The 26,373-nt window shown below is 63.9% G+C and carries 21 protein-coding genes; 6 read left to right on the top strand and 15 right to left on the bottom strand.

The window, feature by feature from the left end:
- The 3 genes from GJ699_RS26625 to GJ699_RS26615 all read left to right on the top strand — a co-directional run.
- The coding region (locus tag GJ699_RS26625; protein WP_154382093.1) for an O-antigen ligase family protein at window positions 1–1,147 on the top strand (1,147 nt) is incomplete at its 5' end.
- On the top strand, window positions 1,147–2,355 hold the full coding sequence (locus GJ699_RS26620) for a glycosyltransferase (RefSeq protein WP_154382092.1): 1,209 nt from the start codon (window positions 1,147–1,149) through the stop codon (window positions 2,353–2,355). The genes GJ699_RS26625 and GJ699_RS26620, both read left to right, overlap by 1 nt.
- The gene (locus GJ699_RS26615; RefSeq protein WP_154382089.1) at window positions 2,352–3,497 is read left to right on the top strand and encodes a glycosyltransferase family 2 protein; all 1,146 of its coding nucleotides are present in this window, start codon (window positions 2,352–2,354) and stop codon (window positions 3,495–3,497) included. The genes GJ699_RS26620 and GJ699_RS26615 overlap by 4 nt, the downstream gene beginning before the upstream one ends.
- Before the next feature lie 24 nt (window positions 3,498–3,521).
- On the opposite strand, the gene GJ699_RS26610 is transcribed toward GJ699_RS26615, so the two are convergent.
- Window positions 3,522–4,556, bottom strand: a complete 1,035-nt coding sequence (locus GJ699_RS26610) for an ATP-grasp domain-containing protein (RefSeq protein ID WP_154382087.1) — start codon at window positions 4,554–4,556, stop codon at window positions 3,522–3,524.
- A gap of 162 nt (window positions 4,557–4,718) precedes the next feature.
- On the opposite strand from GJ699_RS26610, the gene GJ699_RS26605 reads away from it, so the two are divergent.
- Window positions 4,719–5,744: a GNAT family N-acetyltransferase gene (locus GJ699_RS26605; protein ID WP_154382085.1), complete on the top strand. Its 1,026-nt coding sequence runs from the start codon at window positions 4,719–4,721 to the stop codon at window positions 5,742–5,744.
- On the opposite strand, the gene GJ699_RS26600 is transcribed toward GJ699_RS26605, so the two are convergent.
- The 8 genes from GJ699_RS26600 to GJ699_RS26565 form a co-directional block, all read right to left on the bottom strand.
- Complete coding sequence (locus GJ699_RS26600) at window positions 5,734–5,979, bottom strand: hypothetical protein (RefSeq protein WP_154382083.1); 246 nt, start codon at window positions 5,977–5,979, stop codon at window positions 5,734–5,736. The genes GJ699_RS26605 and GJ699_RS26600 overlap by 11 nt on opposite strands.
- A 91-nt stretch (window positions 5,980–6,070) precedes the next feature.
- Window positions 6,071–6,940: an alpha/beta hydrolase gene (locus tag GJ699_RS26595; protein WP_154382081.1), complete on the bottom strand. Its 870-nt coding sequence runs from the start codon at window positions 6,938–6,940 to the stop codon at window positions 6,071–6,073.
- Window positions 6,930–9,950 carry a glycosyl hydrolase family 28-related protein gene (locus tag GJ699_RS26590; RefSeq protein ID WP_154382079.1) on the bottom strand — a complete coding sequence of 1,007 codons (3,021 nt, stop codon included), beginning with the start codon at window positions 9,948–9,950 and terminating at the stop codon, window positions 6,930–6,932. Before GJ699_RS26590 ends, GJ699_RS26595 begins: the two co-directional genes overlap by 11 nt.
- Window positions 9,951–9,953: 3 nt before the next feature.
- Window positions 9,954–11,321: a gluconate:H+ symporter gene (locus GJ699_RS26585; protein ID WP_154382076.1), complete on the bottom strand. Its 1,368-nt coding sequence runs from the start codon at window positions 11,319–11,321 to the stop codon at window positions 9,954–9,956.
- A 3-nt stretch (window positions 11,322–11,324) separates the two neighbouring features.
- Window positions 11,325–14,297: a TonB-dependent receptor plug domain-containing protein gene (locus tag GJ699_RS26580; RefSeq protein WP_229262309.1), complete on the bottom strand. Its 2,973-nt coding sequence runs from the start codon at window positions 14,295–14,297 to the stop codon at window positions 11,325–11,327.
- Between the two features lie 37 nt (window positions 14,298–14,334).
- Window positions 14,335–14,832 (bottom strand): gluconokinase, encoded by a 498-nt coding sequence (locus GJ699_RS26575; RefSeq protein ID WP_229262308.1) that lies wholly within the window; start codon window positions 14,830–14,832, stop codon window positions 14,335–14,337.
- 286 nt (window positions 14,833–15,118) lie between these two features.
- Window positions 15,119–15,316, bottom strand: a complete 198-nt coding sequence (locus GJ699_RS26570) for a hypothetical protein (RefSeq protein ID WP_154382074.1) — start codon at window positions 15,314–15,316, stop codon at window positions 15,119–15,121.
- Window positions 15,317–15,334: 18 nt separating this feature from the next.
- The gene (locus tag GJ699_RS26565; RefSeq protein WP_154382072.1) at window positions 15,335–17,707 is read right to left on the bottom strand and encodes a metallophosphoesterase family protein; all 2,373 of its coding nucleotides are present in this window, start codon (window positions 17,705–17,707) and stop codon (window positions 15,335–15,337) included.
- Window positions 17,708–17,846: 139 nt separating this feature from the next.
- Between GJ699_RS26565 and GJ699_RS26560 the strand changes: the two genes are divergently transcribed.
- Complete coding sequence (locus tag GJ699_RS26560; RefSeq protein WP_154382070.1) at window positions 17,847–19,130, top strand: MFS transporter; 1,284 nt, start codon at window positions 17,847–17,849, stop codon at window positions 19,128–19,130.
- Here GJ699_RS26560 and GJ699_RS26555 read toward each other — a convergent pair.
- Together GJ699_RS26555 and GJ699_RS26550 are read right to left on the bottom strand one after the other, a co-directional pair.
- Window positions 19,127–20,050, bottom strand: a complete 924-nt coding sequence (locus GJ699_RS26555; RefSeq protein WP_154382068.1) for a phytanoyl-CoA dioxygenase family protein — start codon at window positions 20,048–20,050, stop codon at window positions 19,127–19,129. The genes GJ699_RS26560 and GJ699_RS26555 overlap by 4 nt on opposite strands.
- Window positions 20,051–20,095: 45 nt before the next feature.
- A complete protein-coding gene (locus tag GJ699_RS26550; protein WP_154382066.1) occupies window positions 20,096–21,463 on the bottom strand; it encodes an MFS transporter in 1,368 nt (455 codons plus the stop codon).
- Window positions 21,464–21,557: 94 nt separating this feature from the next.
- Here GJ699_RS26550 and GJ699_RS26545 point away from each other — a divergent pair, with 94 nt between their 5' ends.
- Entirely contained in the window at window positions 21,558–22,439 is an 882-nt protein-coding gene (locus GJ699_RS26545; protein ID WP_154382064.1) for a LysR family transcriptional regulator, read from the top strand.
- Window positions 22,440–22,521: 82 nt separating this feature from the next.
- On the opposite strand, the gene GJ699_RS26540 is transcribed toward GJ699_RS26545, so the two are convergent.
- From GJ699_RS26540 to GJ699_RS26525, 4 genes are read right to left on the bottom strand one after another with little or no spacing between them, the layout of a single operon-like run.
- Window positions 22,522–23,430 carry a DUF1932 domain-containing protein gene (locus GJ699_RS26540; protein WP_154382061.1) on the bottom strand — a complete coding sequence of 303 codons (909 nt, stop codon included), beginning with the start codon at window positions 23,428–23,430 and terminating at the stop codon, window positions 22,522–22,524.
- Window positions 23,430–24,113, bottom strand: coding sequence for a 4-carboxy-4-hydroxy-2-oxoadipate aldolase/oxaloacetate decarboxylase (ligK, locus tag GJ699_RS26535; protein ID WP_371867677.1), 684 nt, complete (start codon window positions 24,111–24,113; stop codon window positions 23,430–23,432). Before ligK ends, GJ699_RS26540 begins: the two co-directional genes overlap by 1 nt.
- 11 nt (window positions 24,114–24,124) lie before the next feature.
- Window positions 24,125–25,150, bottom strand: a complete 1,026-nt coding sequence (locus GJ699_RS26530; RefSeq protein ID WP_154382122.1) for an amidohydrolase family protein — start codon at window positions 25,148–25,150, stop codon at window positions 24,125–24,127.
- Window positions 25,151–25,173: 23 nt separating this feature from the next.
- Entirely contained in the window at window positions 25,174–26,304 is a 1,131-nt protein-coding gene (locus GJ699_RS26525) for a 4-oxalomesaconate tautomerase (protein ID WP_154382057.1), read from the bottom strand.
- Between the last annotated feature and the right edge of the window lie 69 nt (window positions 26,305–26,373).

The following is a 26,373-nucleotide window of genomic DNA, read 5'->3' as shown; positions in this document are numbered from 1 at the left end:
GCGCTGGCCGGCGTGGGCGGCGCGGCTGTGCGGCGTGCTGCTGCTGGTGCGCGCCAGTTGCGATCCGCTGCTGGAAGCGCTGCGCGATCAGGGCGGCGGCATGGGGCCGGGCGCCCTGCTGAACGCCTTGCTGCTGCTGGCCGCGCTCCGCTTCGCCCTGCTGCGCCCGCAACCACTGGCCGCCGTGGTGCTGCCGATGTGGACGCCATTTCTGCTGGCCGGCCTGGCCTCGGTGGCGATCGCGCCGGACGCCAGCGGCGCGCTGCGCCTGCTGCTGGTGCAAGCCTCCTACTGCGCCGCGTTCGCGCTGCCATTCTGGCTGATCCGCACCGGCCAGGACCGGCTGCGCTGGCTGCGCCTGCTGCTGTGCTCCTCGCTGTTGCCGGTCGGCTGGGGCATCGTCGAGCTCGCGCTCAACGGCGGCGCCGAACGGCTGCAAGCCACCTTCAGCCATCCCAATATCTTCGCCTTCTACCTGCTGCTGATGCTGGCGTTGATACTCTACCTGCAAAGCGCCGCCCCCAGCCGGCTGTTGTGGGCCTATCTGCCGCTGCTGCTAACGCTGCTGATCTGCACCCGTACTCGCAGCGCCTGGGCCGGCTGCCTGCTGCTGTTCGCCCTCTACGGTCTGCTGGCCGACCGCCGCCTGCTGCTGCCGGTCCTGCTGGCGCCCGCGCTACTGGTGCTGAACGACGACGTCCGCGCCCGCCTGACCGACATCGCCGCCGGCGCCTACGACAACGAAGGTCAACTCAACTCCTACGCCTGGCGCGTGTTGCTGTGGCGCGCTGGACTGCGCTGGATGGACGGCCAGCACTGGCTCTACGGCTACGGCCTGGAGGCGTTCCGCGACTACTCGCCGCGCTTCTTCCCGCTGCCGGGCCAGGACAGCTGGGATCCGCACAATGTCTACATCCAGCTTTACTTCGAGACCGGTCTCATCGGCCTGGCCGCCTACGGCTGGCTGTTCCTGCGGCTGCTGCCCAGGCTATGGCGCGTCGCGCCCAGCTGGCCGGCGGCGGTGATCGCGCTGGCGATGGTGCTGGCCTATCTGCTGACCTCCTGGTCCGACAACATGCTGTACTACCTGTCATTCAACTGGTATTTCTGGTTCTTCGTCGGCAGCGCCGCCGTCCGGGAGGCGTGATGCTAGCCTACCTGCTGAATCAATATCCGAAGACCAGCCACAGCTTCATCCGCCGCGAGATCCGCGAACTGGAACGGCAGGGCTGGCAAGTCCAGCGCATGGCCCTGCGTCCCTGCAGCGAACCTTTGCCCGATCCCGCCGACCGTGACGAGCAGGCCCGTACCACCTACATCCTCGGCAACGGCAGCGTCGTCAAACTGCTCACAGCAACCGCCGCCATGCTGACGCGCCATCCGCGCCGCTTTGCGCGCGCCCTGACGCTGACGGTTCGCATGGCCGGACGCAGTCTGCGGCCCTGGCCCTATCACCTGCTATATCTGGTCGAAGCCTGCCAGGTAGCGCGCCTGCTGCGCGCCAGCCACCTGCATGCCCACTTCGGCACCAATGCCGCGCAGGTGGCCATGCTGGCGGCCACGCTGGCCGACATCTCTTACAGCTTCACCGTCCATGGCCCGGAAGAATTCGACCATGCCGCCAGCCTGCACCTGCGCGACAAAATCCGCCACGCCGCGTTCGTGGTCGCCATCAGCACCTTCGGCCGCAGCCAGCTGTACCGGCTACTGCCGCACGCGGAATGGCATAAAGTGATCATCATCCGCTGCGGGCTGGATGCAGGCTATGGCGACAGCACGCCCGCCACGCTGCCACACGCGCCGCTGCTGGTGTGCGTGGGCCGCCTGTGCGAGCAAAAAGGCCAGCTCCTGCTGCTGGAAGCCGCCAGCCGCCTGCGCAACGCCGGCATCGCATTGCAACTGCTGCTGGCCGGCGACGGCGAGCTGCGCGGTGAGCTGCAACAGCTGTCCGCCCGGCTCGGGCTTGACGACGTATTGCACATCAGCGGCTGGCTGAGCGGCGAGCAGATCCGCGCCGCTCTTCTCAACGCCCGCGCCATGGTGCTGCCCAGCTTTGCCGAAGGTCTGCCCGTCGCGCTGATGGAGGCGATGGCGCTCGGCCGGCCCGTGCTCAGCACTTACGTGGCCGGCATTCCCGAACTGGTGCGGCCAGGCCGCAACGGCTGGCTGGTGCCGGCCGGCGATACCGATGCGCTGGCACTGGCGCTGACACAGTTGCTCGCCACGCCACTGGCCACGCTCGCGCGCATGGGCGAGCAAGGCAGGCAAGACGTCGCCCGCCAGCACAGCCTGGAACGCGAAGTCGCCACCCTCAGCGACCATTTCCGCCAGCACTGCGCGGCGCGCACGCCATGACGCTGCCGTTATGGATACTGGCGTTGCCGATTGTGCTGCTATGCCTCCAATTGCTGACCGCCCTGCCCGCGCGCCAACCGCCGCCGACGCGACCAGCACAGGCGAGACCAGACTACCATCGCCCCGCCTTGACCGTCCTGGTCCCCGCCCACAACGAAGCCGCCGGCATCGCCACCACGCTGCGCTCCATCCGGTCCCAGCTGAGCGCCACCGACCGCCTGCTGGTCATTGCCGACAACTGCGACGATCACACCGCCGCCATCGCCCGCGCCAATGGCGCCACCGTCATCGAACGCCATGACAGCGCAAGACGCGGCAAAGCCTACGCCCTCGCCTTCGGCCTGCAATGGCTGGCCGGCGCCGCCACAGCGCCCGACATCGTCATCTGCATCGACGCCGACTGCACGCTGGACGCCGGCGCCCTCGACCGTCTGGCCACCCGCTGCGCCAGCACCAACCGTCCCGCACAAGCCCGCTATCTGATGCACGCCCAAACCGTGCCGCAACAACAAATCGCCGAATTCGCCTGGCGTATTAAGAACAGCCTGCGCGCGCTGGGCCGCGAACGGCTCGGCATGGCCTGCCAGTTGACCGGCAGCGGCATGGCCATCCCCTACGCGCAATTGCAGACCATCGACCTCCAGCACCACCTCGCGGAAGACCTCGCCCTCGGCCTCACCCTGGCCGCACAAGGCCACGCCCCGGTCTACTGCCATGAAGCGATCCTGCACAGTCGCTTCCCCGACAACCCTGCCGGCACCCGCGCCCAGCGCACCCGCTGGGAACACGGCCACCTGCACCTGTTGCTGCACACAGCGCCCAGCCATCTGTACCGCGCCATCCGGCAACGCGACTGGGCCTACGCCACACTCGCGCTGGACCTGTGCATTCCACCACTCAGCCTGCTGCTGATGCTGACCGCGCTCGCCACCATCCTGGCACTGATCACAACGCCATGGGCACTGTTGCCTGCCGCCGCACTCGCACTGTCCCTGCTCGCCACCTGGGCCAAACACGGCCGCGACCTGTTGCCGGCGAAACGCCTGCCCGCCATCGCCCGCTACATCCTCGCCAAAATCCCGCTTTACCTGCGCTACCTGCTGCGCCGCCAGCGCGCCTGGATTTCCACCCGCCGCGACTGAGGACACATGGATGGAGCGTCGTAGCTACAGCCGCGCTCCGGTGGAACGCTCGTACGCGCTGCTGAACCAGCGCGTCGCCAGCGTCATGCCGCGCTCATAGGCCGGCAGCCGCACCCGTCCCGAGCGCGGGAACGCCGGCTCCGCTGCCGTGCCCTCCTCCGCACGCAGCAGCAAATCCGGATAATTCAGCCCCGCCCGCTCCGCATACAGCAACGACGCCCAAAAGCGCGGATTCAACTCCAGAATGAAATAGCTGTCCAGCGCCGGATCGTAGCGCAGATCCAGATGCCCGACTCCGCTGTAATCGCAGGCCGCCACAAAGCGCCGCACATAATCGCGCACCCGCACGCTGGGATAAAACGTCCGCTCACCGCGCCGCGTATGGCGAAACACCGAACACGCCAGCACCTCGCCGCGCCGCGCCAGAAACGACGCCCCCACATCCCAGCCCGGCACATACGACTGCGCGATCAGCGGAAAGCCCGCCGTCACCCGTCCGCGCGCCAGCGTGCGCTCCAGCGCCTCGGGCGTCCGATGCACCTGGAAGCCCACGCTGGCCCAGCGATCCAGCGGCTTGGTAATCACCGGATACAGCAAGCCGTGCGCCAGCAAGCCCGCCCCCAGATCCACCCGCGCGCTATCCGGCACCGGCAGCCCGATCGCCGACAGATAGCGGGTGAAATTCCACTTGTCATTCAGCGTCATCATGGTCGACGCCGGCGGCACCGCGCAAACCGGAATGCGCGCGCGCTCGGCCACCGGCGCCTGCGCCAGCAGCAAGGCGGTGTCGTAATCCGCCCCCATCACCGCGTCGATGCGCGCGCTTTCACACAACTGCCACACATGCGTCAGCGCCGCCGCGTCCAGCACGCCGCCACTGCGCCGCAAGCCGTGCCAGCGCACATAGCGCCGACAGTCGCCGCTCCACATGATGGGCGCACACGCATGCCAGGCCAGCACCACCGGCGCGCGCCCGGCGCGACGCAAACAGCGCGCCACCGACCACGTCAGCGACGGCACCACGCCCAACACCAATACCGAAGGATAAGTCGCGGCCATGAGGAAACTCCTTGCAGAAAAAACGTCCCTCAGCGTAGCCGCATGCCACTGGCGTCAATAGAGCATCGTCAAACGTGCGCCCGCGCGCACTTGATCGCGCATAAACGCCAGCCGCCATCGCCCTGCCTAGAATGAGAATCCTCTACGCAAAAAGGAGATCGCATGAACCCGATTCTTATCTCCACCGCATCCGACCGCGTCGAATGCCACAGCTACACCGACCACATTCCCGACTACGCCGAACGCGAGCTGAGCCGCCTGCACGCCGGCCGCTACTCGTCGCTGGCGCATTTCGAGGTGTATGGCCTGGCCGACCAGGCCAGCACCTACGTGGCGCGCCATGCCAACCGCACCACCGCGCTGCTGCTGTACCGCCACGACGGCGCCATCGTGCGCGTGCTGAACGAAGGCATTCCGCTCACCGTCGACGAGGCGCAACGCTTCGCCCGTCATGTGTTTGCGCACGCCCCGCCGCCGGCCGCCGTGCTGTTGCGCGCGGTCGACATGCCGCCATCGGCCGGCCAGCCATTGCTCCAGCGCGGCATCTGCGAACAGGACAGCGTGCTGATGCTGCCCGCCAGCACGGACGCCTATCTGGACAGCCTGGGCGCGCGCACCCGTTCGCTGCTGAAGAACCGTCTGAATAAAATCCGCCGCGAACATCCATCGTTCACGTTCCAGGTGACCGAACAGGGCCAGATCGACCCGCAGCATGTGCGCGCCATCCTGCAACTGCATCGCCAGCGCCTGGCTGGCCGCCGTGATGCCATCGCCATCGACTCTGGCGAGGAACAGCGCATCCGGCAGATGCTGGAGCGCTGCGGTCTGGTGGGCGTGGTCAGCATCGACGGGCAATGCTGCGCCGGTTCGATCTGCTACCACAACGGCGGCGTGGTCAGCGCGCGCTTCCTGGCGCACGACACGCGCTACGATGTGTACCGGCTGGGATTTTTATGTGCCTACCTGATGTGTTCCCACTGCGTCGAACGTGGTTTCAGGCAAATGAATTTCGGCTGGGGCAAGGAACCCTACAAGTTCCATCTGGGCGCGCAAGGGCGCGACTTGAGCGACGTGATCATCTACCGCAATCACGCGCAACGCCTGCGGCTGGCGCCGCTGGGACTGAAACTGGCCTGGCGCGCCGGACAATTCCAGCTGCGCCGCCTGCTGAGTTTCCTCAAGGCATAAATTTATTCGAGCGCGAGCCCTCTTCCAGCGAGCGCTCGTCGCGCACCCGCAACCGGCCAGGGTTGCGCCGGTGCTCGGGCTCGGAAATCACGCGCTTGATCACGCTTTCCAGCACGCCGCGATGGCTGAGGTACTCGGCCGCGCTCTCGGGACCGACCTTGTTGGCCAGCTCGATGCCGGCCTCCACCACCTCGGACGATTGATAGTCTGGGCGGAAAGTTTGCTTGGTAGACATCGCTGCCTCCTGGTGGACAAAATCCAATTCTCGGATTCTACTCCAGCGCGTGCCGTACGGTAACGCACTTCCGTGGCGGCGATGCAACTAACTACGGCGCCGGCACACCTTGCGGCGACTCGCCCTTGCGCGGGATCAACCAGCCGCCATCGCTGAGCCAGTCCGCCACCCGGTCCGGCCAGTGCACGTCGGACAGCCGCTCCGAGCGCTGGCCCATGTTGAACGCATGATCGGTATCGGCATACAAATGCAACTCGGCCGACACGCTCGCGCCCACCAGCTGCTGATACAAGGCCAGCGCCGGCGGCATGCAGCACTTGTCGTTCGAACCGGCCACGATGAAGGCTGGCGGCGCGCCCGCCACCGCCTTGGCCGGCACGCCCAGCGGTCCCGGATAAACCAGGATCTGGAAGTCCGGCCGCGCGCTCTGCTTGTCGACGGCATCCTGCCGCGCCGGCGGCGCCGGCTCGGGATTATCCGCCACCAGCGACACCAGTTCGCCGCCGGCCGAAAAGCCCATCACACCGACCCGCTGCGGATCGACGCCATACTCCACCGCATGCGCGCGCACCCAGCGCAGCGCGCGCCGCAGATCGGCCGCCGCATCGTTCTCGATCGAATAGCCGGAACCGCCATCGCGCGCCAGCCGGTACTTCAACACAAACGCGGTGACGCCAACGCGGTTCAGCGACTTGGCCGCCACCATGCCCTCGTTCTGCCACACCAGCATCCGATGTCCGCCGCCCGGCACGATAATGACGGCGGCACCGTTGGCGTGACGCGGATTCGCCCGCGCCACCGTCAGCGAGGGATCGTGGATATTGCTGACATAGCTGTTCTCGACCTTCTCGGCCTCGCCGTGACGCTTTTCAGCGCCCGGCGCGCCGTCTGGCCACAGCAGTTGCTGCGCGCCGGCCTGCGCGCACAGCGCCAGCAGTAAAACTGCGATCTTATTGCGCATGAAACTCTCCTGTCGCGTACAACGCGTGATGAGTAAGGATGAATAGCGTACGGCCATCGGCGCCGCCGAAAATCAGCTGCAACGGACGCTCCGGCACATCGATGCGGCCGATCTCCCGGCCATCCGCCGCATAAACAAACACCTGGCCATTGGCGACATAAAGATTACCCTTGCTGTCCAGCGCCGCGCTTTCGCCGCCGCGATTGGCCAGGGGCCGCAGATCGCTGATGCCGCCACCAGCGCCGATCACGCCACTGAAGCTGCGATTCTCGGAACCGTTGGTGAACACCACGCGGCCATTGCCGCCCGCCGCCACCAGGCCATACGAGTCCAGCGTATCCGACCAGCGCCAGCCCAGATGATCGGCCGGTCCCTGGCGGAACACGCGGTAGGCCGGCAGCACCAGACTGCCATCGGGCGACACGTACTCGCGCGGCTTCGGCTTGGCCACGTCACGCGCGAACATCTCGGCCAGCGTGGTAAATTCATAGGTATCGAAATTCAGCTGATCGCGGAACTCGCCGTTCTGCCAGAAGTTCGCCGGCGCCAGTACCCGCGTCGCCGCGCCATGCGCCCGCACCGGCGTCGGCTTGATGATGGTGACCGGCCCCGCCGGCTGATCGGGATGGAAACTGTACACCGTCCCCTCCGTGCCCGCCGACGACAGCACCATGATCGCACCGCTGCTATCGATCGCCAGATTGACCGGGTCCAGCGGCGCATCGCGCACCACGGTCAAGCCCTGCTGTTTGGACCAGCTGTAAATGCGATTGAAACGGCGGTCGGCAAAATACAGCTTGCCGCGCTGGTCCACCGCCGCGCCGGCGATCGAATAGAAGCCGTCTTCCAGTTTGGCCACCGCCGTCGCCGCAGCCTTCGGCACCGGCCCGGCTGGCCCGACATCCAGCAGCGCAAACTCATGCTCGCGCACCTCCTGCTTGCGCGTCAAATCCTGCAGCGTATTCTCGAACGGATATTTGCTGGCCCGCAGATAGGTATCGCAGCCATTTTCATCGCACGTGGCGTAACCACTCTCCGCATTCACATGCACATTGCGGAAGCGGATATTCTCCGAATTGGTCATCTTCACCGCTGCCACCGCCGGCTTCACCGAGCGCGTGACGCGATACGCATGGTAATTGGCGAACGTGATATTGCGCGAATTGCGGATCTCCAGCGATACCGCATCCATCCCATCGCGCACCTCCTGCTCCGTCTGCGGTGCCAGGAACTCCCAGTTGGCGACGTTATCCAGCACAATCTCCGCCCGCACATGGTGCTCTGCCGACAGCTCATACACCCGGCCCGGCGTGCTGGTATTCGACACATAGAAGCCCGCCTGCGCGAAGGTACTGGGCGACCAGCACGCCACAAACGTACCGCCACCGCCATCGGTCACCCAAATGCTCGGATACTGCCGATCCCAATGCAAGGTCGGATCGAAATCGCCATTCTTCTTGTACGGGTCGCGGCGCTTGCCGTCATACAGCCGCGTGCCATGTCCGCCCTGAATCCGGATATCGTCCACCAGCGAGTCCGCGCCGGCGCGCCACAACAACGCCGTCGCGCGCGGATTCACCTCGCCGGTCGCCAAGCCGAAGCCGGAAACCATCGCAGCGCCGCCCTTCGCGCTCTCCAGCAGCGCCTTCGGCCCATCCGCCCCCGCATACGCCGGCGCGCCGTTCGGCAGCACCAGCTGCGTCACACCAGGATGCAGCCCGACCAGCACCGAATCCGCGCGCAGCCGTATCGTGTCCTGCACCATGTAAAAGCCCAGCGGCAGATACACCACCCGGTTCGCATCGATCGCCTTCTGCACCGCCGCCGTATCATCGGTCACGCCATCGCCCACCGCGCCGTAATCGCGCACGCTGGCCCACTCCCTGGTGGCTGGCATCGCCCGCAGCACCGGTGCCCGCGCCACGGGCATCGCCTTCAACGCCTCGCCCTTGACGTGCGTATCGAACCTGCCCACGCTGCCCAGTCCCGGCAGCATCAGCCCATAATTGAATTCGCTGACCCGATACACCGGTCCATAACCCGCCACCGTCTTGCCACTGTCGCGGAAGCGCGCAAACACCGGCACATTCTTCGCCAGCGCATTCTCAAAACCAACCTGCGTATAGACATTGTCCTCATTGCTGATGACGACCGCCGCCTTCGACACATTCTCGAAGCGCACATCCTTGCCCCACAACCAATCGCCATAGCCACGGCTGATCTCTATGCCCACCGGCGTATTGCGGATCGTCGTATTCACCAGCGTCAGCCCCGCCTCATGCCCGCGTATGGCCGCGTCGCGCTGGCCGTCGAACGTGGTATCCATCAGCGTGAACTGCCATGCCGGCGAAGTCTTCTCGGTCAGAATCCCATAGCGGCCGCCATAAAACTTCAGATCGAAGCTCTCATTGCCCACCATGTACACACCCGCCAGTCCCGAGCCGATATGAAAATCCATATGACTCAGATACGAATGCTGCGCCGTGCGCAAGCGCACCGCTGCTGCCGCCGGATTGCCATCGCCAATCTCGAAGTCCACATTGCTCATGGCCGAATAGAAGGTGGCCGAATTCGCATCGCGCACGTTCTCGCTATACGGTACCGCACTCTTCACCGGCACCGGTACCTTGCCCACCGTGTACTGATCGCCGCCGGTGAACACCACCATATTCGCCACGCCCTTCTGAAAGCCCGGCGTATGCGCAGCCAGCAGCAGCACCGGCCGCGTCGGCCCCACACCGTACAAGCGTACCGCCTGCGGCACCAATAGCGAACGCGTGATGCGATAGCGGCCGGATGGCAGGAACACCACCCCGCCCTCGCCACGGTCGGACGCCGCGTTCAGCGCCTCCTGTATCGCCGCCGTATCATCGGCGCGGCCATCGCCCACCGCCTTGACCTTGATCGCACGCGGATCGTCCGGCATGCTCTGATAGGCCGACACGGAAGCCTGCGCCAACAACGGCGCCGCCAGCGCCGCAGCAGCCAGCAGATTCAAAAATGGTTTCATCGTTTATCCCAAAAAGGAAGAAAGGATCAATACGAAAATCAGCCCGAACACGCCGACCAGCGTTTCCATCAGCGTCCAGGAACGGAAGGTATCGCGCAGCGACAGGCCGAAGTACTCCTTGAACATCCAGAAGCCCGAATCGTTGACATGGCTGCACATCAAACTGCCGGCGCCAATCGCCAGCACCATCAGACTGGGATCGGTGGCCGACGCCTGCACCAGCGGCGCCATGATGCCCGCCGCCGTCAGCCCCGCCACCGTGGCCGAGCCCAGGCAGATGCGGATCAAAGTCGCCACCAGCCAGCCCAGTACCAGCGGCGGCACCGGCAACTGCGCCAGCTGCGTACCCAGTTGCGCACTGACGCCGGTATCCACCAGCACCTGCTTCAGTGCCCCGGCGCCGGCAATCACCAGCAGGATCGGTGCGATATCGCGCATCGCATCCTGCGCGCCGGACATCAGCACCGTCAGCTTCTGCCCGCGCGCCACGCCCAGCGTGCACACCGCCACCAGCAGCGCGATCAGCATCACAATCATCGGATTGGCCAGAAAGCCCACCAGCGTCTTCAGGGCCGGATCGGCAATCGGCAACGCCCCCGCCGCCGTGGCGCCGGCCAACAGCCACACCGGCAGCAGCGCCGTGACAAAGCTGTTGACCACACCGGGCAGCTCGGCCTCGTCGCGCAGACCGGTGCGGAACATCGGCGCCGGCGTGGCCTGAATGCGCTTCAACGTCAGCGCGAACAACGGCCCGGCGATGATCAGCGTCGGTACCGCCACCAGCATGCCGTACCACAGCGTGCGTCCCATCTCGGCATGAAACTGCGCCACCAGCGCGGTGGGTGACGGATGCGGTGGCAGGAAACCGTGCGCGATCGACAGCCCGCACAGCAGCGGCACCGCCAGCGCCACCGCCGGCCGTCCGCTCTGGTACACCAGCGAGAACACCAGCGGCACCAGCAGCACGAAGCCAACGTTGTAGTAGAGTGGAATGCCGGCCACAAAGCCGGTCAGCGTCAGCGCCACCGGCATCCGCGCCGAGCCGAACACGCCGATCAGATAACTGGCGATGCGCTGCGCCGCGCCGCTATCGGCAATCAGCTTGCCGAACACCGCGCCCAGGCAGACGATCACAATCAGCGACCCAAGCAAATCGCCGATGCCCTTGTCGATCGATTTCGGAATGCTCTCCAACGGCATCCCCAGCAACAGCGCTGCCGCCAGCGCCGCCGCCACAAACGCCAGCAGCGGCTGCACCTTGGCCCAGGCGATCAGCAATGTCAAAACGCCGACCGCCAACGCCACGGCCACCAGCGACCACGCTGCTGGCGACACGCCTAGCAGCGCCGCCAACGGACTGGTGATGGCCATCGCTTAGAAGTTGTAGCGCAGGCCCACGCGGTACACGCGGCCGATCACATCGTACAGCGTCGGGTTGATGCCGAAGCTCAGATTGGCCTGCGGCGCCGGTGCCGGATCAACGTTGGCGATGTTATCGATCTTGAAGAACGCCGTCGCCTTGTCGCCGATCTTCCAGGTGCCGCCCAGGTCCACATAGAAGGCGCCCTTCATGTGGTTGTTGTAAATGGTCGGATGCTGCACCGTCGATACCGGGCAGTTGGTCTGGCACTCGATAAACTCGTTGCTGTACACGCCGCTGCTGATCCAGCGCTCACTCAACGTCAGACTGTATTTATCGGTATCCCAGGACTGCGACAGCAAGCCTTTCCAGCGCGGCGTCGCGCCCAGATTGGCGCCCGCGCCTTCCGACGGAATGGTGCCGACCACGCCCGAATCGGTGAGGAAGTGGATATTGCGCGTGACCAGACCACGGAAGGTCAGACGGCCCGGCAGATTCCAGTTCTTCAGATTCATGCGGTAAGCCGCTTCCAGATCGTAGCCCTCGCTGTGCAACGAAGCCAGATTGAACGCCTGCACCGTCACATAGTTATTGGTCGCTACCGGATTATTCAGCGACATCGCGCCGCAGATCTCCTGATTTCCAGCCACGCACAGATCGACCTCCTGCTGCGCCGTCAGCGCCGAAATCACGCCATTGACCTTGATGTCGAAGTAATCGACCGACGCGCTGAAGCCCGGCGCCCACGATGGGCGGTCCAGCACAATGCCGAAGATATTGTTACGCGCGATTTCAGGCCGCAGCTTGGTATTCCCCACCGTGCGCTGCTGGATCGTCACCGTATTGCCCTGATACTGCACCACATTGTTGACCACCACCTGTGCCGCATACAGCTCGCTCAGATTGGGCGCGCGCACGTCCTTCGAAGTCACCGCGCGCAGACGCAGGCCATCGATGCCGGTCTTCCAGTTGGCGCCCAGCTTCCAGCTTTCGACGTGGCCGGAGGTGCTGTACTTGGTCTGGCGGTCGGCCAGATTGATATTGGCCTCACCCCAGCTGGCCGACTTCAGCACCGGCACGTTCAGCTCCAGATACGCCTCGCGCACATTGTAGGTGCCGGCCGCGTTGTGGTAATTACCCGCGTACCAGTTGTTCCCCACCGTGGCATTCAACAGCGGATCGGCCGGATAGCTGGCGTTGTTCGGCGTATCGGCGGTAACACCATTGCCGTAAGGGTCGCCGCTGACACGATACGACTCGCGCCGCCACTCGGCGCCGGTGGCCACCGCGATCGGACCAGCCCAGGTCTCGAACGCCTCGCCACTCAGATTGAAACTGCCCACATCCTGCTGCTGGCGCGTGTGCTGCTGCGGACCATTTTGCGGCGCGATGTAAGCCCACGCCGCCGGATCGACCGCCACATTGCCGATGATATTCAGCGGCACGCAGCCATTGGCGCGCGCCACCGTGCTGCGGCAGACAATGCTGCCATCGGCCAGCCGCACCGCGTCGATGGCGGCGTTGTAGCGCGCATTCAGCGTGATGTCATGCACGATGATGTCGGTGAAGTTGACGCCACGCTCAACATAAGCGTCATACGACCATTCCTTGCCGAACACCGGGAAGCGGCCATCCGCGCCCAGCACCAGGCGCTGCATCTTGCGGGTCGGATGAACGTTGATATTCTCCGGGAAGATGGCGTTGGCGGTACCGTACTGGAAGCTGGTGATGTTATTCGACGCGCACGCCGCCGCGATCGACGACGGCAGATAGGGATTGTCGCACTGGATAGTCAGGTTCGCGTTCTTGGCCGCGCCGGGATTGGGCGAGAACTCCGACTTCACCTTGCCGAAATTGGCGGTCATGTAGATCTCGTGATCCGGGTTGATATCAAAGCCCACGCGGGTGTATGCCACCTGGCGCGTCAAATCCATCGCCAGATTGGTGCCAGCGCCGACGCTGCCGCTCAAATCGCCGCCCACGCAGAACGGATTGACGCAGCCGGTCACCGCGCCGGTGCCGGTCGGCACGCCGTTCGAGCCGTAGTTGAACTGGTAAGGCTGGCCATTGAGGCCAAACGCCGTGCCCTGCAGCGGACCGCTGGTAATCAGACCGTACTTCGCATACTGGTACTGCTGCGCGTGTTCGATCACCGTGTACTGCGGCTTGCCGTCGGTGGTCGCGCTCAGTGGGCGGATCTGATAGGCCGGATTCTTGTACCAGGTGCGGCCGTTCGGCCCCACCTCGCCAAAGCCCGGCGAGTCGATGCCCTTCTCGCGGCCATACTCCACGCTGGCCGTCACGTGCAGGCGATCATCCATGAAGGCCTTGCCCCACGCCGCCTGCAGCGTGCCGTTTTTGTCGTCGTGATAGGTGGTCTGGCCGCCCTCGACGTTGAACTTGAAGCCCTCGAATTTTTTATCGGTGATGAAGTTGACCACACCGCCGATCGCGTCCGAACCGTAGGATGCCGATGCGCCGCCGGTCACCACGTCCACGCGCTTGACCAGCAACTGCGGGAACTGGCTGACATCGGTCACGCCGGTGACGTTGGCGCCCACCACGCGCTGGCCGTCCAGCAGCGTCAGCGTGCGGATCGGCCCCAGGCCGCGCAAGCTCAATGAGCTCAGACCCTGCACCCCGCTGCTGGTGCTGTTGGTGCTGGTGGTGCGGCCGGTCGAACCTTGCAGCGCCGGCAGCTCGGCGATGGCGTTGAACAGATTTGGCTTGGCAGTCTTGGCCAAGTCGTCGGCGCTGAGCGTGGTGGTCGGCGTCGGCTGGGTGAAGCCGCGCGCCGAAATGCGCGAGCCGGACACCGTCACCACATTATCAACCTTGGCCTCCGCCTCAGTGGCCGAGACCTCCGGCGCGGTGGCAGCAGGCGCTTGCTGCGCCTCCTGAGCGTGCGCGGCGCCGAGCGCAATCCAGCTGCAGGCGCTGGCCACGGCCAGGCGCATGATGGTGTGACGGGTAGCGAGTGTAGTCATGTTGAGTCTCCATATAGTTTTTGTGTTGTCTTGCTACTTACTGCTGCGCCCTGATCCGCGCTACCAGATCGTCGGGCGGTATTTCAATATCCAGCGTCAGCCCGGCCTCGTCGGCCTGCAGTGGTTCCAGGTCGCGGAACTGGCTGTCCAGCAGCGAGGTCGGCATGTAATGCGCCACGCGCGCCCGCATGCGCGCCTCGATCAAATCCTTCGGCCCGTTCAGATGCGCGAAGCGCAGCGCCGGATCGCCCTGCCGCAGCAAATCGCGATAACGCCGCTTCAGCGCCGAACACGACACCACCAATCCGTCGCCGCGCGCCGCCGCCGCGCTGATCTGCGCCTGCAGCGCCAGCAGCCATTCGGCGCGGTCATCGTCGTTGAGCGGCATCCCGGCCGACATCTTGGCCACATTGGCCGGCGGGTGAAACTGGTCGCCCTCGACGAAGGCGGCACCGTTCGCGGCCGCCAGCGCCTGTCCCACCGTGCTCTTGCCGCAGCCACTGACGCCCATCACCACCCAACGAATACTTTGCATTCAAACTCCACGATTAGATAGCGCTAACATTAGTTTTCCTAAAAAAGAGGCGCAGTAAATTGACACCTCTTAACTTTCGATCAGAATTCCTCAGCAGCGCAAAGATAGCGTTATCATCGCATTGCACTTTAGCTTAACGTAGGAATTTGTAAAGAAATATTCATATTGCGACGCACCAAGAACGTCGCGCCTTCGCAACGTTTCAGGCTTATGGACGACAGGCTGTTCTGCTGGCCGCACCCGGGCGAGGATGCCGGGTGGGTGTGTGAAGGTTAATACTGTGACGTTATTTTTCCAGGGCTTCGGCGATCAGGCTTTTACGCACAACAGTGTGCTCCTGTACGTTTTTGCGTATACGGCTGTAGGAAACCAGACTGCCGCGCTTTTCCCATATTTTTTCGGCACGTTCAATCGCAGCGCGGACGGAATCCCCATCAGCTTCGCCCATCTCCAGGCTGTATATCCGGTTGTTGAGCAGTGACATAATTTTCTCCAAATCTGATCACAGTATATGCGTTTTTACGAACTGGCGCACCATCGCGGAGGCGGCCAAGCCGTAAGCTGTCAGTCTGGGAGCTGATTGCGCGCCATCCAACACCAGTGCTCCCAGCGTTGATGAAAATGCGATGGCAACAACACCGTATGGCTCACCGGCCGCTCGCCGCCCGGTTTCCCCCGCCACATCCGCGGCATAAAGCGGAATGGCCAAGGTATCTTCATTACCGGCCTCAATATCGAACTGATCCTCCAGCGGCTCATCCTTCAACGGCGTTGCCTTGTAGCGATGATTTTTCGGCAATCCGGCGCCGTACGCAACAGGCGTTTGATTCTTAAAAGCCAACCCCACCAAACCAGCACCGTACAGGTAGCCGGGCCCTGCAGATTGCCCCTCCACGTGTACTTCTTGCAGCTCCTTTGCTTGCCTGTCATAGGCGTAAATTGAAACGGATATCGCGGGCTGTAGAACCGCAGCAATGTCGGTCCCCTGCGCCTCATACAACTTGATGGTGTCCGGATAAAAATGCTCGAATGCCGAAATCGCAAGAAGGCCGACCAGCTTCACGTATTCTTCAACACGCTGCTCTGAAATGGGGGCCGCTTGCAACAATGCCTTTTCGTAAGCCAGCTCATTATGGGCATTCTGCGCACTCGCCACGCGTTGCACTTCCCAATTGATGCGGTACCGATCACCTGGAACGGGCGCGTTGATCGTCGCAAATGCCATGGGAACGGAATGGACAGTGACCATGCTGGCAGAATCCGGTTCATCCCAGTCGGTGCCGCCGCTGGCCTTATGACCGCGCTGCAAAGAGAGTTTATTCGGCAGCGCACTGCCCGTTGGAAAGTTGATTTGAACGTGCAATTCTTCCACTGCAATGTTATCCGGCACCACATAAGTCAACTCTTCCATCGCAGAATTATTCCCGCGCATCTCCAGAGCTTGTCGTGAATTCAGCGCACAGAAGTTGGTCGCCCGGTACTCCACATAAAAATCTACGCTGGAATCGATATGCTTGACCTGATTTGGCGGCGACAACTGAGGATGAAATTCGATTTTGCACTCGGAACTACCGTCCCGCTCACGGTTCCAGGTATGAGATGGGCTAACATTTTGGCTTGCCGTCGTGCCGATGACGATATCGTCCACCTCGCAAAGTTTACGCTTCAAAGGGAAAACATAGGGCAGCTCCAAAATCGTCTTCTTGGATCGCAACTGGTAAAACTCCTCGGCATACCGGGCGTGCGAAAACTCGTCTATCGACACCGTCAAAATCAATCTTTCGGCCATCAGGTCACGTCCCGACGAATTCAAGTCAAACGAGCGCTCGTGCGCACCTTCATTGGCCGAAATAGTAAATGGCGATGCACCCTTGAAGGTTTCATCGCCGTTCGCCTCAAATACCTGAATATTTGCCACTCGCCCATCCTGCACCACAATTTCATTGAAACTATGACGATTAGGCGATGGGCGCTTTTTATGCGTTGGCGTGCCCGCTGACAGCACCGAGATCTGGCTTTCCTTGTCCGCGATACGCACCAGCAGGCGAGAGAAATGCTGGTGGTGTTTGTGGCCGTGGAGAATCAGTGGCACCTTGTGATACGTTAGTTCATGCAGCACCGTGCCAGCATTATTCATGATCATGACGGGTTCGAAATTCGAGTCAAAAGGAATTGGCAGAGGATGATGATGCACCGCCGCGATCCAGAAGATATCGGCGGCTCCCTTGGCCACGTCGCTTTCTGACAGCATATTGCCTATGCCCCGCGCTACGCTCCCTTGCGCGCCCCAAGCCCATCCTTTGGTGGAATCGAGCGGGATAATGCCGACGCCATAGCGCCCATAGGCTGTGGGGGCCGCCAGCATGAAATCGCAAAAGTAAGCCTTTAAATTCGAGCGAAAACACAGCCGAAAGCCGACACTCAACAACAGTAACAGGCCAGCAGTCCACGGGGCCGGCAGCCAATGCGTCCAGCCCGCCGCATCGCCGGAGCCAGGAGCGAAAAATAGCGCTGCAAAAAACAGGACAAAACACATCAAACCCAACAGATCCAACCAAATCAGATCGATCAATCCCGACCAGCGCGTATCGTGGTTCCCTGGCACATACACCACGCGCTTGATCGCTTCGCCAGCCGTAGCAGCCTTGTTCGCCGTCGGCACGCTATCAGCCGGCAACAGCGCCTTCAGTTCAGTGAGCCTGGTACGGGCGGTGCGCAGATCCCACCACCAAGGAGAATTGACCACATCGCCCGTGATGACGATCAATGCCGGATGCGTTTCCTTAACATGGCGAACGATGGCCTGCCATTTTTGTTTGTCATGCTTAAAACCAAAGTGGAGGTCCGACAAATGCAGAATCTTTGCTGTCTTCATGTGGAGGAAATATTGACAAATTAGATGTATTTTTGCACAAATTTCCAATTTGCAATAGTTGTAAACAGCTCAGCACATTTACGCATGCGATGCAAATGAGTATGCTACGCAGCATTCCAACCTACGAGACACCGCCCACATGACCGCAACCTTCGAGCCGGCCGCAGCCGGGAACCGGCCGCTGACCGGCCAGGATTACAAAACCCTGTCCCTTGCCGCCCTCGGCGGCGCGCTGGAATTCTACGATTTCATCATCTTCGTCTTCTTCGCCAACGCCATTGGCCAGCTATTCTTCCCGCCCGAAATGCCGGACTGGCTGCGCACGCTGCAAACCTTCGGCATCTTCGCCGCCGGCTATGTGGTGCGGCCGCTGGGCGGCATCGTCATGGCGCACTTTGGCGACCTGCTGGGCCGCAAGCGCATGTTCACGCTGTCGATCCTGCTGATGGCGGTGCCGACGCTGGCCATTGGCCTGCTGCCGACCTACGCCAACATCGGCCTGGCCGCGCCGATTCTGTTGCTGTCGATGCGCGTGCTGCAGGGCGCGGCGGTGGGCGGCGAAGTGCCGGGCGCCTGGGTGTTCGTGTCCGAGCACGTGCCGGCGCGCCACACCGGCTATGCCTGCGGCATACTGACCGCCGGCCTGACCTTCGGCATCCTGCTTGGATCCTTGGTGGCGACCGGCCTGAATACCGCCTACAAACCGGATGAAGTGCTGGCCGGCGCCTGGCGCGCGCCCTTCCTGCTGGGCGGCGTGTTCGGTCTGGGCGCGATGTATCTGCGCCGCTGGTTGCACGAAACGCCGGTGTTTGCCGAAATGGCTCAGCGCAAAGCGCTGGCCGCCGAGATGCCGCTCAAGACCGTGCTGCGCGGCCATCGCGCCGCCGTCACCGTGTCCATGCTGCTGACCTGGATGCTGTCGGCCGGCATCGTGGTGGTGATCCTGATGACGCCCGCGCTGCTGCAAAAGATCTACCACATCGACGCCCGCACCTCGCTGGTGGCCAACACCGTCGCCACGCTCGGTCTGGCACTGGGCTGCATCGTCTACGGCGTGCTGGCCGACCGCCTCGGCGCCAAGCCGGTGCTGCTGGTCGGCTCGGTGCTGCTGGCGATCTGCACCTGGGTGTTCTACACCACGTTGCGCGCGCAGCCGGAACTGCTGCTGCCGCTGTACGGCCTGACCGGCTTCTGCGTCGGCGTGGTCGGCGCCGTGCCGTGCGTGCTGGTGCAAGCGTTCCCGCCGCAGGTGCGCTTCACCGGCTTGTCGTTCTCGTACAACCTGTCCTACGCCATTTTCGGCGGGCTGACGCCGGTGGTGGTCACGCTGATGCTGAAGAACGATGCGCTCGGCCCGGCCTACTACGTGATCGCCGTCTGCGCGATCGGCATGCTGACGTCCCTGTTCATCCGCAAAGCCTAACGCAGCGCGCGCAGCATCGAGTACAGCAGCGGATAGTCGGACTTCATGGTGGCGGCCAGCAGCCCACGCAGCGTGTGGCTTTGCTCATGCAGCACGATGGGCACGTTGTTGACGGCGATGTAGCGGTCAGTCGGCGCGTCGGTCAGATGGCGCCGCAGCGGCAGCGAGTCCGGCACGTAGTGGCCGGTGAACGAGCGCCGCGTGTGGCGGCCGTTCACGGTCGGCAGGCTGCCATGCACCGTCAGCGCCGACCACAGGATGGCGTCGCCCTGCCGCATCAACGGCGCCACGCATTCGTGGCCGCCGGCCAGCACGAAGTCGTTCATCTGGCGTCGGTAGTCCGGGCTGTTGGGATCAGCGATATCGGCGATTGGCGTGCGATGGCTGCCGGGCACCACATAGAAGCGGCCGGCGTCGGGATGGATGTCCTCGGCGGCGATCCAGATGCCGGTCATGCGGCCGACGGTGGCGGCATCGAAATAATCGCCGTCGCGGTGCGCCCAGGTGGTCTGGTTGCCATCGAAGTACATGGTGTGCACCAGCCGCGCCGGTTCGCCGTACAGTTCCCGCATCAGCGCGCGCACCTGCGGATGGGTCAGCAGCTCCAGCCCGTACTGGCGGAAGCGGCGGAAGCGCTTGCCGCCGATGTCCTGCAGATTCAGGATGGGGTATTTCATGTGGCCATATTCGGTGTAGACGTTGCGCTCGTGACGGCCGGATGCATGCCGCTTGAAGTAAGCGCGACGCGCCGGCAGCACCTCCTCCAGAAACGCCTGTCGCGCCTGCTCGCAGGCGGATAGCGGCAGCAACTGGCGTAGCACGACATAGCCTTCGCGTTCGAAGTGGGCGCGCACGGCCGCCATATCGGTGGCCGGCGGATAACAGTAGTCAGCGAGCGCGGGGCGGATTGCGGTATCCATGGCGGCCTCCTTGAGTAAGCCTCCATTGTGCGGCGCGTCCCGTTGCTACGACTGAGCTACCTCAATGCCGACTTTTTTACCACTGACCGGCCAAGCCATCAGCAACAGCGCCAATAACAGGAACACGCTGGACGCGCTCAGCGCGGTGGTGACGCGCTGAGCCAGGCCGCTGGCGCCGGCCAGCGCGACCAGCACCGCCAGCCCCAGCGCATTGCCCAGTTGATGAGCGACGTTGACCACGCCGGAGGCGGCACCGGCATCGGCGGCCCCCACGCCGGCGATGCCGGCTGCGGTTAATGGACTAAGCACCATGCCCTGGCCAGCGCCGATCAGCACCATCGGCAACGCGACGGCGGTCAGGTAAGCGCTACCGGGAACGACGCGGCTCAGCCACACCATGCCCACCATGCAGACCGCGAGACCGATCGCCAGCAAACGCGCATTGCCGATGCGGCGCGTCAGGCGCGGCACTTGCAGTGCGACCGCGAAGTTCATCAGCGTCATCGGCAGGAACGCCAGGCCGGTGGTCGACGGCGGATAACCAGCCACCGCTTGCAGGTATTGCGTGGTGAAGAAAAAGAAACCGATCATCGCACCCAGGAACAGCACGCGGGCGGCATAGGCGGCAGCACGCGGGGCGCTGGTGAACAGACGCAGCGGCATGATGGGCGCGGCAACGCGACGCTGGATGACGACAAAGGCGGCCAGCAACAGCACGCCGGCAACCAGCGTGCCCTGCGTCAGCGCATCGGCCCAGCCGGTGCTCGCGGAGCGGATCAAGGCATACACCAGCGCGCCCATGCCGGCGGTCGAAGCCAGCGCACCACCGAGGTCGAAGCGCGCGCTGGCGTGCTGCTGCGGATTGTCGCTGATGTAGCGCAGCGCGGCCCAGATCATCGCCATACCGATCGGCAGATTAATCAGAAAGCCGACGCGCCATGAAGTCCACTCGGCCAGCACGCCGCCCAGCACCAGCCCGACGCTGGCGGCAATGCCGGCGGTGGCGCTGTACAGCGACACGGCGCGGGTACGCTCGCCCGCTTCGGTAAAAGTAGTCTGCAGCAGCGCCAGCGTGGACGGTGCCAATATCGCCGCGCCCAGCCCCTGCACCGCGCGCGCGGCCACCAGCATGGCAGGCGTGGCGGCAGCGCCGATCGCCAGCGACGCCAGCGTAAACAGCGCCAGCCCCGCCACCAGCATGCGACGGCGGCCGATCATATCGCCGGCCCGCGCGGCCAGCAGCAGAAAGCCGCCAAAGGTCAGCGTGTAAGCACTCTGCACCCACGCCAGCCCGCTGTCGCTGAAACCCAGTTCAAGATGGATCTTCGGCAGGCCGGTCAGCACCACCGAAGTATCCAGCACAATCATCACATAGCTGACCAGAATGATGGCCAGAATGGCACGCTTGTTCATATGCGGTCCTTTCAATCAAGGAAGCAGTGTAGGCGCGCGCACAGCCATTGATAAGACGCTATAATCGGCATAAGCCCATGAGAACGATTCATCAATGGAAAACTTCAACGACCTGGCGGCCTTCATTGCCGTCGCCCGCCACGGCAGCTTCACCAAGGCCGCCAAGCAGATCGGCGTCTCGCAATCGGCGCTGAGCCACACCATCAGCGGCCTGGAAAAACGCCTCGGCATCCGCCTGCTGACCCGCACCACGCGCAGCGTCAGCCCGACCGAAGCCGGCGAGCGCCTGCTGCAAACGGCCGCGCCGCGCCTCGACGAAATCCTCCAGGAGCTGACGCAACTGAGCGAATTGCGCGACAAGCCGGCCGGCACCATCCGCATCACCGCCGCCGAACACGCCGCCAACAGCGTGCTGTGGCCACGGCTATCGCCGGTGATGCACGACTACCCCGACGTCAAAATCGACATCAACGTCGACTACGGCATGACCAACATCGTCAGCCAGCGCTTCGACGCCGGCGTGCGGCTGGGCGACGCCATCGAAAAAGACATGATCGCGGTCCGCATCAGTCCCGACCTGCGGATGGCGCTGGTGGCCACGCCGGACTACTTCAAGCGACGCGGCAAACCGCGCACGCCGCACGACCTGCAACAGCACAGCTGCATCAACCTGCGCCTGCCGACGCACGGCAACCTGATGATCTGGGAATTCGAAAAGAACGGCACACCGCTGAACGTGCGGGTGGATGGGCAATGGGTGTTCAACAACACCACATCGCGGCTACGCGCCGCCTTGGCCGGCTACGGCATCGCCTACGTCCCGGAGGACATGGTCGAAGAACACATCAAGGAAGGCACGCTGATACGCGTACTGCGCGAATGGTGCCCGGCCTTTCCGGGCTACCACCTCTACTACCCCAGCCGCCGACAAGCATCACCCGCCTTCCGGCTGGTAGTCGAAGCACTGCGCATCTGAACCAACGCCCAGCCAACGCCCAGCTCGTGTCCACTTCGGTGCCTGACCCCGAAGTGGACACGAGCTGGGCTTTGGCTGGACGTTATTTTTCTTTGAGGGCGGCGAGGATGCGGTCGGCTTCGATGCGCCAGTCGGTGCTGCGGGCGAACGTGCCGTCGCCTTTGGCGCCGAAGACGTAGTCGCCGGCCAGGTCGGCCATCCAGGCCTGGCGTTCGGCGGTGCCGCGTGCGGAATGCGGTACCAGGCCGATGTCGGCCACGGTGCGGGCGGATTCGCGCATTTCTTCGGCGCGGCGACGGCCATGCTCGATCACGCGCTGGAAGAAGTAGGCGCCCTGCTTTTCCCAGTCGATGCCGGGGAAGCTTTCGAACAGCGACGCGAGCACCGCGTCTTCCACACCATAGGCGCGGGCGGCGGTGAAGCTTTCGATCACCATCGCTTCCAGCCCTTTGATCATGACGCTGCGGCACATTTTGACCGCCGACGCCACGCCCACCTGATCGGAATGCACTTTGCTGGAGAAGCCGATTTCGTTCAGCAGCGGCGACACCACGCCGGCGTGCGGGCCGCCCAGCAGCAGCGGCACCCGTTGGCGATATGGCGGGATGGAGGTCATCACGGCGCCTTCCACATAGCGGGCGCCGGTGGCGTCGATGCGGACGGCGGCTTCGCGCTTGGCGTTGGGCGAGGCGGAGTTGAAGTCGAGGAAGAAGGCATCCTGGCGCATGCCCGGCGCGCACGCCAGCGCCACGTCCAGCGTCTGGCTGGCGGTGACGGCGGAGATCACCAGGTCGCACGCCGCCGCCAGTTCGGCGTGCGATGCGTGCAGCATCACGCCACGCCGGTCGGCGTGGGCGCGCATGATGTCATTCAGGTTAAGGTCGTAGGCACAGACGGCGATGTTCTGGCGGCGCAGATCTTCCGCCAGAATCCGCCCTACTTCACCATAGCCCACCAAGCCTATGGTCCACTCCTTGGGACGGTAATGCATCAGTCGATGTATTTCAGGCCGGCTTGCTCCAGCGGACCGCGCATGTTGTACATGTCCAGACCCAGCACGCCGGCGGCCAGCTTGGCGCGCTTTTCGGCTTCCAGATCTTCGCGCTTCTGCGCCACGCCAGCCACGCGGGCGACGTCGGCGGCCGGCACGATGACGATGCCGTCATCGTCGGCGATCACGGCGTCGCCCGGGTTGACCAGCTGGCCGGCGCACAGCACCGGGATGTTGACCGAACCCAGCGTCGACTTGATGGTGCCCTTGGCACTGATGTTCTTGCTCCACACCGGGAAGCCCATTTCGGTCAGGAAGCGCACGTCGCGCACGCCGGCGTCGATGATCAGCGCCTTGGCGCCGCGCGCCTTGAAGCTGGTGGCCAGCAGGTCGCCGAAGTAGCCATCGGTGCAGTCGGCGGTGATGGCGGCCACCACCACGTCGCCCGGCTGGATCTGTTCAGCGACGACGTGCATCATCCAGTTGTCGCCCGGATGCAGCAGCACGGTGACGGCGGTGCCGGCCACTTGCGCGCCGGCGTAGATCGGCCGCATATAAGGCTTCAGCAGGCCGACCCGGCCCATGGCTTCGTGCACGGTGGCGCTGCCGAACTGGCCCAGGTGGTCGACGTGTTCGCGCTCGGCGCGCACGATGTTGCGCTTGACGATGCCCAGTTGGTTGATCAATGGCGTGCTCATAAACCCTTCTCCTTCAGTGCGGCGTCCAGGCGTGGGAAGACGCGGCGCGTGTTGTTCTCAAAAATATCGGCACGATCGGCGTCGGTCAGGTTGGCCGCTTCGATGTAGCGCTTGGTGTCGTCGTAGTAGTTGCCGGTTTCCGGATCGATGCCGCGCACGGCGCCGATCATCTCGGAAGCAAACAGCACGTTCTTGACTGGCATGACCTTGGTCAGCAGGTCGATGCCCGGCTGGTGGTAGACGCAAGTGTCGAAGTAGATGTTGTTCAGCAGGTGCTCGGTCAGCAGCGGCTTTTTCATTTCCTGCGCCAGGCCGCGGAATCGACCCCAGTGGTAAGGCACGGCGCCGCCGCCATGCGGGATCAGGAATTTCAGCTCAGGGAAGTCCTTGAACAGATCGCTGGTCAGGCACTGCATGAAGGCGGTGGTGTCGGCGTTCAGGTAGTGCGCGCCGGTGGTGTGGAAGCAGGCGTTGCAGCTGGTGCTGACATGGATCATAGCGGGAATGCCGTATTCCACCATCTTTTCGTAGATCGGATACCACGACTTGTCCGACAGCGGCGGCGAAGTCCAATGGCCGCCCGATGGATCGGGATTCAGGTTGATGCCGACCATGCCGTAGTCCTTGATGCACTTCTCCAGCTCGGGAATGCAGCTGGCGGGATCCACGCCCGGTGACTGCGGCAGCATCGCGGCGCCGATGAAGTTATCCGGGAACAGCTGGGCCACGCGGGCGCACAGTTCGTTGCAGATCGCGGCCCAGGTGGCACTGGTGTTGAAGTCGCCGATGTGGTGCGCCATGAAGCTGGCGCGCGGCGAGAAAATGGTCAGGTCCGAGCCGCGCTCTTTCATCAGGCGCAGCTGGTTGCTTTCGATCGATTCACGCAGTTCGTCGTCGCTGATCTTCAGTTCGGACACTTTCGGTCCGAGCTCCGGCGTGTTGAGGTTGGCGATCTGCTTGTTGCGCCATTCTTCCAGCGCTTTCGGCGCGGTGGTGTAGTGGCCGTGGCAATCGATAATCAATGGTTTGCGCATGGGTGTCCTTTTCAGAGGTGGTCGGGAACGAGCACTTCGCCCCGCATGATGGGACGGGCGGTGCGCAGCAAGGCCGCGCACGTCACCTGTCCGTGGTTGTTCGGGTCCAGCGCCAGCGCGACGCTGAATTCGCCGGTGGGATGTTCAATCGACAGCGTCTTCTCGTCGCCAGCCGGCACCACCGCGATGCCCTGCGCTACCGTGCCCTCCAGCACACAGGCGGTGGCGATGGTGACCGCCGCCAGCACGCCAATCGAATCGTGGCACACGTGCGGAATGAAGCAGCGGGTGTTGACGGCACCGTCGTTGCGCGGCGCGGAGATCAGGCACATCTTCGGATAATTCTTGCTCTTGACATCGCCCAGCCCCATCAGCGGACCGACCGCGAGACGCAGCGCTTCCAGCCGCGCCTTCAACGTGGTGTGGGCGTTCAGTTCGGCCACGCCTTCATAGCCGGTAATGCCGAAGTCGCTGGCACGCACCAGCACCATCGGCATGCCGTTGTCGATCAGCGTGGCGTCGACTTCAAACGGGGCGGTGTCGGCTGCGGCGTCGCCCGGCACCGCGATGCGGTTCAGGTGCAGGCCGGTCGGCAGCAGCGCCGGGCAGACCGAGCCGGCAGTGTCGAGGAAGTTGATGCTGATCGGCGCTGCGGTACCAGGCACGCCGTCGATACGGGCGTCGCCCTGGTATTGCAGCTTGCCGCCCGGCGTCTGCACCGTGACGTCGCACTGCATGTCGGTATTCAGGGTCAGGATGCGGGCGGTGGTGACGCCGTCGGCGATCGGCAGCAGCCCGCGCTCCAGCGCGAACGGCAGCACCGCCGCCAGCATATTGCCGCAATTCGGCGTCACGTCGACCGTGTCGTTATTCGGTTGCAGTTGAGCGAACAGGAAATCGAGATCGACGCCGGGCCGGGTGCTGCGGCGCACGATGCCAACCTTGCTGGTTAGCGGATGGGCGCCGCCCAGGCCGTCGATCTGGCGCGGGTCCGGCGAGCCCATCGCCGCCAGCAGCACGCGGTCGCGCGCGGCGGTGTCGGCCGGCAGGTCGGATTCAAGAAAGAACGGTCCGCGCGAGGTGCCGCCGCGCATCAGCATGCAGGGGATGGCGCGCAGATCGGATTCAGGTGCTTGGCTCATGGTGCGGCCCAATTAACTGTTTGGATGACCACAAGTATCCGCGCCGGCGTCTATGGCGTGGTTGCGTTG

Origin of the sequence: Duganella guangzhouensis (genome assembly GCF_009674535.1) — a bacterium.
GTDB classification, from domain to species: Bacteria; Pseudomonadota; Gammaproteobacteria; order Burkholderiales; family Burkholderiaceae_D; genus Rugamonas; species Rugamonas guangzhouensis.
Note: the sequence above shows the minus strand (reverse complement) of the source record. Positions and strands in the feature narration are given on the sequence as shown.